The following is an 11,637-nucleotide window of genomic DNA, read 5'->3' as shown; positions in this document are numbered from 1 at the left end:
CCTCCAGAAATGTGGTAATCTTTCGACCCAATCATTATCTCGGTAACTCCATTCACTATGGCAGGAAATAAACCCTTCAACAAACAACAGACTGATGCTCGTGAGCGCGATCTGCAGGTCGCCGGGCTGAAAGTACCGCCGCACTCGATTGAAGCGGAACAGTCGGTGTTGGGCGGTTTAATGCTGGATAACGAACGCTGGGACGATGTCGCCGAGCGCGTGGTGGCGGAGGATTTTTACACCCGCCCGCATCGGCATATTTTCACCGAAATGCATCGCCTGCAGGAGATGGGTAAACCTATCGACCTGATTACCCTGGCAGAGTCGCTGGAAGTTCAGGGACAACTGGACAGCGTTGGCGGTTTTGCTTACCTGGCTGAGCTATCCAAAAATACGCCAAGTGCGGCGAACATTAGCGCCTATGCTGATATCGTCCGTGAACGCGCCGTTGTTCGTGACATGATTTCGGTGGCCCATGAAATTGCGGAAGCGGGTTTCGATCCGCAAGGGCGCTCCAGTGAAGACCTGCTGGATCTTGCGGAATCCCGCGTCTTTAAAATCGCCGAAAGCCGTGCCAATAAAGACGAAGGCCCGAAAAATATTACCGATGTGCTCGACGCCACCGTCGCGCGTATTGAACAGCTGTTCCAGCAGCCGCACGACGGCGTCACCGGGGTGAATACCGGTTATGACGACCTCAACAAAAAGACCGCGGGTCTACAGCCGTCGGACTTGATTATTGTCGCGGCACGTCCGTCAATGGGTAAAACGACATTTGCAATGAACCTCGTCGAAAATGCGGCGATGTTGCAGGATAAACCGGTTCTTATCTTCAGTCTTGAAATGCCCTCAGAACAGATCATGATGCGTTCTTTGGCCTCGCTCTCACGCGTAGACCAGACCAAAATCCGTACCGGTCAACTGGATGATGAAGACTGGGCGCGGATTTCCGGAACAATGGGTATTTTGCTGGAGAAACGAAACATCTATATTGATGACTCCTCCGGTCTGACGCCAACGGAAGTGCGTTCGCGCGCGCGCCGTATCGCCCGTGAACACGGCGGTATCGGACTTATCATGATCGACTACCTGCAGCTGATGCGTGTACCGTCGCTCTCCGATAACCGTACGCTGGAAATTGCCGAAATTTCCCGCTCGCTGAAAGCGTTAGCGAAAGAACTGCATGTGCCGGTGGTGGCGCTGTCACAGCTTAACCGCTCTCTGGAACAACGTGCTGACAAGCGTCCGGTCAACTCAGATTTACGTGAATCAGGCTCCATCGAGCAGGATGCCGACTTAATCATGTTTATCTATCGTGATGAGGTTTATCACGAAAACAGCGATCTGAAAGGGATCGCGGAAATCATTATTGGTAAGCAACGTAACGGCCCAATCGGTACGGTACGTCTGACGTTTAACGGACAGTGGTCGCGATTCGACAATTATGCGGGCCCACAATACGACGACGAATAAATCTCCGTCATCCTTCATGCTGCAGATGCGTTGACTACGCCTGTTCACTCCGGTCACTTAGTTTACTAAGCTGCCGGGGATTCTCGGGCTTGTCGCCTTTCTGCAACACGAATGATTTAGGCGATTCTTTTATTAAGGAATTAAAATGCAAGCGGCAACTGTTGTCATTAACCGCCGCGCTCTGCGACACAACCTGCAACGTCTGCGTGAACTGGCACCTGCCAGTAAACTGGTTGCGGTCGTGAAAGCGAACGCTTACGGCCATGGTCTGTTAGAGACCGCGCGAACGCTCCCGGATGCGGATGCTTTTGGTGTCGCTCGTCTTGAAGAAGCTCTGCGGCTACGCGCGGGTGGGATCACGCAACCTATCCTGCTGCTGGAAGGTTTTTTTGATGCTTCCGATTTGCCGACCATCTCCGCGCAGCGTCTGCATACTGCCGTACATAACCAGGAGCAGCTCGATGCTCTGGAAGCGGCCGAGCTGGCTGAACCTGTCACTGTCTGGATGAAGCTCGACACGGGCATGCACCGCCTGGGTGTACGTCCGGAACAGGCTGAGGCGTTTTATCAGCGCTTAACGCAGTGTGAAAACGTGCGCCAGCCGGTCAATATCGTCAGCCACTTTGCTCGCGCGGACGAGCCTGAGTGTGGCGCGACCGAAAAACAACTCGATATCTTCAACAGTTTTTGTGAAGGCAAACCGGGGCAGCGTTCGATTGCCGCATCGGGTGGTATTCTGCTGTGGCCGCAGTCTCACTTCGACTGGGCGCGGCCGGGGCTGATTCTGTACGGCGTATCGCCGCTGGAAAATCACTCCATCGGCGCTGATTTTGGCTGCCAGCCGGTGATGTCGCTGACCTCAAGCCTGATTGCGGTGCGTGAGCACAAGGCGGGCGAGCCGGTTGGCTATGGTGGAACCTGGCTGAGCGAGCGCGACACGCGTCTTGGCGTGGTAGCGATGGGCTATGGCGATGGTTATCCGCGCGCAGCGCCTTCGGGGACGCCGGTACTGGTCAATGGTCGTGAAGTGCCGATCGTCGGTCGCGTTGCGATGGATATGATCTGCGTCGATTTAGGCCCCGAAGCGCGGGATAAAGCCGGCGATTCGGTGATTCTGTGGGGCGAGGGCCTGCCCGTTGAACGCATTGCTGAAATGACGAAAGTAAGTGCTTACGAACTTATTACGCGCCTGACCTCAAGGGTGGCGATGAAATATATCGATTAATTACCTGATATGCCGGATCAGGCGTGACCGCCGCCATCCGGCAATATTCTCACCGACTGCAACATCCTCTCGATCTTCTTCCGCTTCCGGTTTATTGTGTTCTTATCCCACTGCCTGTAAACCTGGAGAACCACACGTGTTTCAAAAAGTTGACGCCTACGCTGGCGACCCGATTTTATCGCTCATGGAGCGCTTTAAAGAGGATTCACGTAGCGACAAAGTGAACCTCAGCATTGGTCTGTATTACAACGAAGATGGGATTATTCCTCAGCTTAAAGCCGTTGCAGAAGCGGAAGCTCGTCTCAATGCGAAGCCGCATGGCGCTTCGCTGTATCTGCCGATGGAAGGCCTGAACACGTATCGCCATACCATTGCGCCGCTCCTGTTTGGGGCGCAGCATCCGGTACTCCAGCAACAGCGCGTGGCAACGATTCAGACGCTGGGGGGGTCTGGTGCGTTAAAAGTGGGAGCGGACTTCCTGAAACGTTACTTCCCTGATTCTGGCGTATGGGTCAGCGATCCGACGTGGGAAAACCATATCGCGATTTTTGAAGGGGCGGGTTTCGAAGTAAGTACTTACCCATGGTATGACGACGCGACTAATGGCGTCCGTTTCAACGATCTGCTGGCAACATTGAGTACCTTACCGGCGCGTAGCATTGTGCTGCTGCATCCGTGCTGCCATAACCCGACGGGTGCGGATTTAACTCCCGCGCAGTGGGATGCGGTTATTGAGATCCTGAAAGCGCGCGACCTGATCCCGTTCCTCGACATTGCCTACCAGGGTTTTGGTGGCGGAATGGAAGATGATGCGTACGCCATCCGCGCCATTGCCAGCGCCGGATTGCCTGCTCTGGTCAGCAACTCATTCTCGAAGATTTTCTCGTTGTATGGCGAACGTGTTGGCGGGCTTTCTGTGGTGTGTGAAGACGCAGATGCCGCCAGTCGTGTTCTGGGGCAGCTAAAAGCGACGGTTCGTCGTAACTACTCCAGCCCGCCAAACTTTGGTGCACAGGTCGTTGCCGCGGTACTGGGTGATGAAGAGCTGAAAGCCAGCTGGCTGGCGGAAGTTGAGGTAATGCGTACCCGCATTCTGGCGATGCGTCAGGAACTGGTCAACGTGCTGAACGCTGAGATTCCGGGCCGTAATTTCGACTACCTGCTGCAACAGCGTGGAATGTTCAGCTATACCGGGCTTAGCGCAGCCCAGGTTGATCGTCTGCGTGATGAGTTCGGTGTATACCTGATTGCCAGCGGACGTATGTGCGTCGCCGGGTTGAACCACGCTAACGTTCAGCGTGTGGCGAAGGCATTTGCCGCAGTCATGTAATTAGGTGCCGGATGGCGGCGTAAATGCCTTATCCGGCCTACAAAGGCATATGGATTTTTCATTTGTAGGCCTGATAAGCGCAACGCCATCAGGCACGTTTTCCTGTGTGATCGTCCTCTTTTTCTGTAACAAAACCAGAGAAAATCCTTCCTTTCCCTTCCCCCAGGGGGTAAGGTCAGATAGTTTTTTGACCAGTTGTTAAATAAAAAATCATAACTAACTGACTACTTAGGGAAAAATATGCGCAAGTTTACGTTGGCACTGAGTGCCGTTTGTTTATTGTTCACGTTGAATCAGCCAGCCCAGGCTTTAGTTTCTTCTCCTTCTCAGCTCAACCCAGGGACTAACGTTGCAAAACTTGCTGAGCAGGCTCCCATTCACTGGGTCTCCGTGGCACAAATTGAAAATAGCCTGACCGGACGTCCGCCGATGGCCGTTGGCTTTGATATCGATGATACCGTTCTCTTTTCCAGCCCAGGCTTCTGGCGCGGTAAAAAAACGTACTCCCCGGACAGCGAGGATTACCTGAAAAATCCAGCCTTTTGGGAGAAAATGAACAACGGTTGGGATGAATTCAGCATTCCGAAAGAAGTGGCGCGCCAGCTGATTGATATGCACGTGCGTCGTGGAGACAGTATCTTTTTCGTGACCGGACGCAGCCCGACGAAGACCGAAACGGTCTCTAAAACGCTGGCTGATAACTTCCACATCCCGTCTGCAAATATGAACCCGGTTATTTTTGCTGGTGACAAGCCAGGGCAGAACACTAAAACGCAGTGGTTGCAGGAAAAAAATATCCGCATGTTCTACGGCGACTCCGATAATGACATCACCGCCGCCCGCGATGTCGGTATCCGCGGGATTCGTATTCTGCGCGCCTCTAACTCTACCTATAAGCCGCTGCCACAGGCCGGAGGGTTTGGCGAAGAGGTGATCGTAAACTCAGAGTACTGAGGTCACTGAATGCGGATTGATGATTTTTTAAACAAATTTACGTTGCCGGCTTTTACCTTTTGCGGACTTGCTGCACACTGAATAAATGATGTTCTCATTAGGCGATTTGCTGGTAAGGGGAATAAAAATGACGAATTCGGAGTTGCTGCAATACTGCATGGCGAAAACAGGCGCGGAGCAGAGCGTGCACAGTGACTGGAAAGCCACACAAATCAAAGTCGAAGATGTGCTCTTTGCCATGGTAAAAGAGGTGGAAGAGCGCCCGGCGGTCTCTCTGAAAACCAGCCCCGAACTGGCGGAGTTGTTACGTCAGCAGCATAGTGATGTCCGGCCAAGCCGGCATCTGAACAAAGCCCACTGGAGTACGGTGTATCTGGACGGCTCGTTGCCGGATTCGCAAATTTATTATCTGGTCGATGCCTCTTATCAGCAGGCGGTGAACACGCTGCCGGAAGATAAACGCCGGATACTGGCGCAGCCCTGATCCGCTTCGCCGGATGCGGCGCAAGCGCCTTATCCGGCCTACAAGCTTGATTCCTATACTGTAGGCCTGATAAGTGCGGCGCTATTACAGCAGCGGTTTGAGGAAGCGGGCCGTGTGTGAGGCTTCACACTCAGCAACCGTTTCTGGTGTGCCGGAGACGAGAATTTCCCCGCCGCCGCTGCCGCCTTCCGGACCGAGGTCGACAATCCAGTCGGCTGTTTTAATCACGTCCAGATTGTGCTCAATCACCACGATGGTGTTGCCCTGATCCCGGAGCTGATGCAGCACGTCAAGCAGTTGCTGAATATCGGCAAAATGTAGCCCGGTTGTGGGCTCATCAAGAATATACAGCGTTTGTCCGGTGCCGCGTTTTGACAGCTCACGCGCCAGCTTCACGCGCTGGGCTTCACCGCCAGAAAGCGTGGTCGCAGACTGGCCCAGTCGAATGTACGTCAAGCCAACGTCCATCAGCGTTTGCAGCTTACGCGCCAGCGCCGGAACGGCATCGAAGAACTCGCGTGCTTCTTCAATCGTCATATCCAGCACTTCGTGGATGGTCTTGCCTTTGTACTTAATTTCCAGCGTTTCGCGGTTATAGCGCTTGCCTTTGCACTGATCGCACGGCACGTAGATATCCGGCAGGAAGTGCATTTCGACTTTGATCACGCCGTCGCCCTGACAGGCTTCACAGCGTCCGCCGCGGACGTTAAAGCTGAAACGCCCCGGCGTGTAACCGCGTGCACGTGACTCCGGTACGCCGGCAAACAGTTCGCGCACTGGCGTAAACACGCCGGTGTAGGTTGCCGGGTTAGAGCGCGGTGTACGGCCAATCGGGCTTTGGTCAATGTCGATCACTTTGTCGAAATGTTCCAGCCCCTGGATATCCCGGTATGGCGCGGGCTCTGCCAGCGTGGCGCCGTTAAGCTGGGTTTGGGCAATCGGGAACAAGGTGTCGTTAATCAGCGTCGATTTACCCGAACCGGACACGCCGGTAATACAGGTAAACAGACCTACCGGCAGCGTCAGAGTGACATCTTTCAGGTTGTTGCCGCGTGCGCCGGTCAGCTTCAGCACTTTTTCCGGGTCAGCCGCAACACGTTGTTTTGGCACTTCAATCTTACGCTTACCGCTCATGTACTGGCCGGTTAACGATTCCGGTACGGCCATGATGTCTTCCAGCGTCCCTTCGGCCACAACCTGGCCACCGTGAACACCTGCACCTGGGCCAATGTCGATAACGTGGTCGGCGGCGCGAATGGCATCCTCATCGTGCTCAACCACAATCACGGTGTTACCCAGATTGCGCAGATGGATAAGCGTCCCGAGCAGACGTTCGTTATCGCGTTGATGCAAACCGATTGACGGTTCATCCAGCACGTACATCACGCCGACCAGACCGGCGCCAATCTGGCTTGCCAGACGAATACGTTGTGCTTCGCCACCGGAGAGCGTTTCTGCTGAACGGGACAGCGTCAGGTAGTTCAGGCCGACGTTGACCAGGAACTTAAGGCGGTCGCCGATCTCTTTGAGGATTTTCTCAGCAATCTTCGCCCGTTGACCGGCAAGTTTCAGGTTGTTGAAGAAGTCCATTGCATGGCCGATGCTCATGTCGGAAATCGCAGGCAATGGCGTATTCTCGACAAACACGTGACGCGCTTCCCGGCGTAGACGGGTTCCATCACAGCTGGCGCACGGTCTGTTGCTGATAAACTTGGCTAACTCTTCGCGGACTGCACTGGATTCCGTCTCTTTATAGCGACGTTCCATATTGTGCAATACACCTTCAAACGGGTGGCGACGTACGGACGTATCGCCGCGATCGTTCATGTATTTGAATTCGATATTCTCTTTGCCGGAACCGTATAGCACCACTTTGTGAACCGCAGGATTCAGGCTGGCCCACGGGGCTTCTACATCGAATTGATAGTGCTCAGCCAGAGACTTAAGCATCTGGAAGTAATAGAAGTTACGGCGATCCCAGCCGCGAATCGCACCGCCTGCCAGCGACAGTTCCGGGTTTTGGATCACGCGGTCAGGGTCGAAATATTGCTGCACGCCAAGACCATCGCAGGTTGGACACGCGCCAGCCGGGTTGTTGAACGAGAACAACCGTGGCTCCAGCTCACGCATGCTATAGCCACAAATAGGGCAGGCGAAGTTGGCGGAGAACAGCAGCTCTTCCGCTTTCGGGTCATCCATATCAGCGACCACCGCCGTGCCACCGGAAAGCTCCAGCGCGGTCTCAAACGATTCGGCCAGTCGCTGGGTGAGATCGTCACGTACCTTGAAGCGGTCAATCACCACTTCGATAGTGTGTTTCTTTTGCAGCTCAAGCTTAGGCGGATCGGAAAGGTCGCACACTTCACCATCAATACGCGCGCGGATATAGCCCTGGCCTGCCAGGTTTTCCAGCGTTTTGGTGTGCTCACCTTTACGTTCTTTAATGACCGGCGCCAACAGCATCAGGCGCTTGCCTTCCGGTTGTGACAGGACGTTATCTACCATCTGGCTGACCGTTTGCGCCGCCAGTGGCACGTCGTGATCCGGGCAGCGTGGCTCGCCAACGCGGGCATACAGCAGGCGCAGATAATCGTGAATTTCGGTAATGGTCCCAACCGTGGATCGCGGGTTATGCGACGTCGATTTTTGCTCGATTGAGATGGCGGGAGAAAGCCCCTCAATGTGGTCGACGTCCGGTTTTTCCATCAGCGACAGAAACTGACGTGCGTACGCGGAAAGGGATTCAACGTAACGACGCTGCCCTTCGGCATACAAGGTGTCGAAAGCGAGCGAAGATTTGCCTGAGCCCGAAAGCCCGGTGACGACAATCAGCTTGTCGCGCGGGATGACGAGGTTGATGTTTTTGAGATTATGGGTGCGGGCGCCCCGAACTTCGATCTTATCCATTCATCTTTCCCGGATTAAACGCTTTTTTGCCTGGCTGCATGGTGCTACCGGCGATCACAAACGGTTAATTATGACACAACCTAACCTGAATGGATATACAGTATTGGAATGCAAAACACAGGCGCCTGTGCAACAATGTCTGGCTGAGGTTGTTTACTGGAATCAACTTCGCAACGTAGTAAAAGCGCTATTGGAAATGCTACAATCCCGCGCTTACACTTATTCAGTAACGTTTTTCAGGAGACACGATCATGGCCAGCAGAGGCGTAAACAAGGTGATTCTCGTCGGTAATCTGGGCCAGGACCCGGAAGTACGCTATATGCCGAATGGTGGCGCAGTTGCCAACATTACGCTGGCTACTTCCGAATCCTGGCGTGATAAAGCGACCGGCGAAATGAAAGAGCAGACTGAGTGGCACCGTGTTGTGCTGTTCGGCAAACTGGCGGAAGTGGCCAGCGAATATCTGCGTAAAGGTTCTCAGGTCTATATTGAAGGCCAGCTGCGTACTCGCAAATGGACCGATCAATCCGGCGTAGAAAAATACACCACTGAAGTCGTGGTTAACGTTGGCGGCACCATGCAAATGCTGGGTGGTCGTCAGGGCGGCGGCGCGCCGGCAGGTGGTGGTCAGCAGCAGGGTGGTTGGGGTCAGCCTCAGCAGCCACAGGGCGGCAACCAGTTTAGCGGTGGCGCACAGTCTCGCCCGCAGCAATCCGCTCCGGCAGCACCGTCTAACGAACCGCCGATGGACTTCGACGACGATATTCCGTTCTAATCCCTCTGCTTTATTTCGTTAACCAGGGTTGCCCCAGTGTCGGGGTAACCCCATTCCTTTCTGCTATCAGTTCAACACCATCGGCCAGTCTGGCGGAGTATGGCTCATCACGTCGAGCATCACGGATTCGATGTTATTCCAGATAGTGGATACATCTACCAGGGTGATACCGAGTAATCCGGTTGCAAACCAACAGGCAAAAACAAGCCCTAAACCACTACTGATAACGGCCAGTCCAACATAATCCGATTTACGAAAACGAATATTGAGCGTACTGGCTAAAAACATCAGTACTGCGCTGAGCAATTGCCACCGCAGAAGAACCACGCCAGTTGTTATTGTTGCCATGAAAAACGTCCTCAGAAAGTCTTGATGCCCAGGACAGCGCGGGGTGGTTCACAGAGGGTGTGGTACTCTGGCTATCGACGGGCAATAACATGAATGAAACAATGTTTCTGTTACATTGTTTCTGTGAACTATATCACAATTGCTCGTTTGTTCACCAGTATCTGACGTTATTTTTGCCGGCCTTTATCCATGGCAATTGTATGGTTATCTTGATTCATAAACGAATAATTAATTATGCGTTATGTAAGATGCATTCATGTTGCTTGTTTTCTTTATCCGAAATTAATCGTTAAAAAAGTTAATGTATTTTATACGTGCCGTCAGTATAACGCGTGTAAAACATTACTCCTTCTTGATAATGATGTTGCAAAATAAGCGTAACTTTAAGTTTGCCTTACGGGAAAATAATATCATCATCCACTATTATCAGACTTTTACATAGAGACGTCTGTTGATAATGTTGATAGATTCATGCAACTTAACCAGCTGGTGTTTATAGCATCCTGCCTTGATGGGTACTGGCATATACGAAACAGGGAAATAGGGCTGACATGAATCTCAGTGCGCATAGCAAGATGCTGAAGCTCCTCGGCACGCTCACGGTGGTATTGCTCCCCGTGGTGCTGGCGCTATGGTTTGCTCATATCCGGGCGATGTCCGAAACCCGCACTCAACTCCGCTCTTTTGCTCAACTGGTGTTAAATAAAACGGAACTGGTGATCCAGCAAGCCGATTTAGCGCGTGATATGGCTCAACTGTATCAGGGCAAGATGTGTACCCCTGCCCATCAGAAAAGCATGCTGAATATTATTCGCGGGCGTTTATATATCAGCGAGCTAATTTATGCACAAGCTGATCATTTTTTGTGCTCCACGTCGATGGCGCCGTCAGTTCCCTATATTATGCCAACCGCTGACTATAAACGTACGCCGGACGTTTCGATCTATTACTATCGCGATACGCCTTTCTTCTCTGGCTACAACATGACGTATATGCAAAGAGGAAACTACGTCGCTGTCATTAACCCATTATCTTACAGCGAAGTCATGTCAGATGATCCTGGCCTATTGTGGGGCGTCTATGACACGATAACGGATACTTTCTTCTCTGCCAGCAATCAGGCGCATGTTAAGCAATTTCTGCCGCTGGTGCGCGGTAAAACCTCTACCTTCCAACTGGACGATCGGTTCTATACCATCGTTCGTTCTGAGAAGCGGCCAATCGCGATTATTGTTTCGACTACCCACGATCGCGTCCATCAAAATTTTTATCACGAAGCCGCACTCACGATCCCCTTTGGGGTGATCTGCAGCATTCTGATGCTGTTGATGTGGTGGCGCACGCGCCAGCAGTACCATTCCCCTCGTCGCTTGTTAAGACGTGCTCTGGAAAAACGCCAGCTACGCCTGCATTACCAGCCGATCATCGATATCAAGAATGGTCAATGTGTGGGGGCCGAGGCGCTGATGCGTTGGCCTGGTTGCAAAGGTGAGGTCATGAGCCCGACGGAATTTATTCCGCTGGCTGAAAAAGAAGGCATGATTGAAAGGATCACGGATTATGTGGTCGAAGAAGTGTTCAATGATTTAGGGTATTTTCTTTCTGCGCATCCCCAGATTTATATCTCAATTAACCTCTCAGCTTCTGATTTCCATTCATCCCGACTGATTGCCCTGCTCGCCGAGAAAGCGCGTGATTACTCAGTGGCTGCCCAGCAAATTAAAGTCGAAGTGACGGAGCGTGGATTTATTGATGTGCATAAAATGACTCCGGTAATCCAGGCATTCCGTCAGGCAGGTTATGAAGTGGCATTTGATGATTTTGGGACGGGATATTCCAATCTGCACAATCTGGCGGCGCTGAACGTGGATATCCTGAAGATTGATAAATCTTTTATTAGTACGCTGGCGACCAACAGTACCAGCCACCTGATTGCCGAACATATCATCGAGATGGCGCAAAGCTTACATCTGAAGACAATTGCTGAAGGGGTGGAAACGGCAGATCAAATTGAATGGCTGCTCGAACGTGGCGTTCAGTATTGTCAGGGATGGTATTTTGCGAAAGCGTTACCGCCGCAGGAGTTTATGCACTGGCTACAGCGCTCGCCCGCCATACTGACGCAGAGCGGGCAATAATC

9 protein-coding genes and 1 pseudogene are annotated in these 11,637 nt (G+C 52.7%); 7 read left to right on the top strand and 3 right to left on the bottom strand.

Translation table 11 applies throughout. The features are described from left to right. Positions 1–57: 57 nt before the first annotated feature. From dnaB to tyrB, 3 genes are all read left to right on the top strand, one after another. Positions 58–1,473, top strand: coding sequence for a replicative DNA helicase (gene dnaB, locus RYZ59_RS17340; protein ID WP_137381179.1), 1,416 nt, complete (start codon positions 58–60; stop codon positions 1,471–1,473). Between the two features lie 145 nt (positions 1,474–1,618). After that, positions 1,619–2,698, top strand: a complete 1,080-nt coding sequence (alr, locus tag RYZ59_RS17335) for an alanine racemase (protein WP_318049738.1) — start codon at positions 1,619–1,621, stop codon at positions 2,696–2,698. A 136-nt stretch (positions 2,699–2,834) separates the two neighbouring features. Beyond that, positions 2,835–4,028: an aromatic amino acid transaminase gene (tyrB, locus tag RYZ59_RS17330; protein WP_137381177.1), complete on the top strand. Its 1,194-nt coding sequence runs from the start codon at positions 2,835–2,837 to the stop codon at positions 4,026–4,028. On the opposite strand, the pseudogene RYZ59_RS24805 reads toward tyrB, so the two are convergent. Continuing rightward, positions 4,029–4,147: pseudogene (locus RYZ59_RS24805) on the bottom strand (hypothetical protein); the annotation flags it as partial. Positions 4,148–4,268: 121 nt separating this feature from the next. Here RYZ59_RS24805 and aphA point away from each other — a divergent pair. Continuing rightward, complete coding sequence (aphA, locus tag RYZ59_RS17325) at positions 4,269–4,982, top strand: acid phosphatase AphA (RefSeq protein WP_202037168.1); 714 nt, start codon at positions 4,269–4,271, stop codon at positions 4,980–4,982. Positions 4,983–5,109: 127 nt separating this feature from the next. Next, positions 5,110–5,466, top strand: a complete 357-nt coding sequence (locus tag RYZ59_RS17320) for an MmcQ/YjbR family DNA-binding protein (RefSeq protein WP_006688292.1) — start codon at positions 5,110–5,112, stop codon at positions 5,464–5,466. Between the two features lie 84 nt (positions 5,467–5,550). Here RYZ59_RS17320 and uvrA read toward each other — a convergent pair whose 3' ends face one another. Continuing rightward, on the bottom strand, positions 5,551–8,373 hold the full coding sequence (gene uvrA / locus RYZ59_RS17315) for an excinuclease ABC subunit UvrA (protein ID WP_137381174.1): 2,823 nt from the start codon (positions 8,371–8,373) through the stop codon (positions 5,551–5,553). Positions 8,374–8,624: 251 nt separating this feature from the next. On the opposite strand from uvrA, the gene ssb1 reads away from it, so the two are divergent. Continuing rightward, positions 8,625–9,149, top strand: a complete 525-nt coding sequence (gene ssb1 / locus RYZ59_RS17310) for a single-stranded DNA-binding protein SSB1 (RefSeq protein ID WP_003826621.1) — start codon at positions 8,625–8,627, stop codon at positions 9,147–9,149. A 66-nt stretch (positions 9,150–9,215) separates the two neighbouring features. Here ssb1 and RYZ59_RS17305 read toward each other — a convergent pair whose 3' ends face one another. Next, positions 9,216–9,497: a YjcB family protein gene (locus RYZ59_RS17305; RefSeq protein ID WP_048213921.1), complete on the bottom strand. Its 282-nt coding sequence runs from the start codon at positions 9,495–9,497 to the stop codon at positions 9,216–9,218. 551 nt (positions 9,498–10,048) lie between these two features. On the opposite strand from RYZ59_RS17305, the gene RYZ59_RS17300 reads away from it, so the two are divergent. Then, positions 10,049–11,635 (top strand): EAL domain-containing protein, encoded by a 1,587-nt coding sequence (locus RYZ59_RS17300; protein WP_137381173.1) that lies wholly within the window; start codon positions 10,049–10,051, stop codon positions 11,633–11,635. Positions 11,636–11,637 lie beyond the last annotated feature (2 nt).

Origin of the sequence: Citrobacter sp. HN-141, assembly GCF_033341895.1 — a bacterium.
Lineage (GTDB): Bacteria > Pseudomonadota > Gammaproteobacteria > Enterobacterales > Enterobacteriaceae > Citrobacter.
The sequence above is the reverse complement of the archived record's forward strand: the minus strand, read 5'-3'. Positions and strand labels throughout refer to the sequence as shown.

Coding starts and splice junctions, on each gene's coding strand:
- dnaB (WP_137381179.1), top strand. CDS start 58: ATGGCAGGAAATAAACCCTTCAACAAACAACAGACTGATGCTCGTGAG.
- alr (WP_318049738.1), top strand. CDS start 1,619: ATGCAAGCGGCAACTGTTGTCATTAACCGCCGCGCTCTGCGACACAAC.
- aphA (WP_202037168.1), top strand. CDS start 4,269: ATGCGCAAGTTTACGTTGGCACTGAGTGCCGTTTGTTTATTGTTCACG.
- RYZ59_RS17320 (WP_006688292.1), top strand. CDS start 5,110: ATGACGAATTCGGAGTTGCTGCAATACTGCATGGCGAAAACAGGCGCG.
- uvrA (WP_137381174.1), bottom strand. CDS start 8,373: ATGGATAAGATCGAAGTTCGGGGCGCCCGCACCCATAATCTCAAAAAC.
- ssb1 (WP_003826621.1), top strand. CDS start 8,625: ATGGCCAGCAGAGGCGTAAACAAGGTGATTCTCGTCGGTAATCTGGGC.
- RYZ59_RS17305 (WP_048213921.1), bottom strand. CDS start 9,497: ATGGCAACAATAACAACTGGCGTGGTTCTTCTGCGGTGGCAATTGCTC.
- RYZ59_RS17300 (WP_137381173.1), top strand. CDS start 10,049: ATGAATCTCAGTGCGCATAGCAAGATGCTGAAGCTCCTCGGCACGCTC.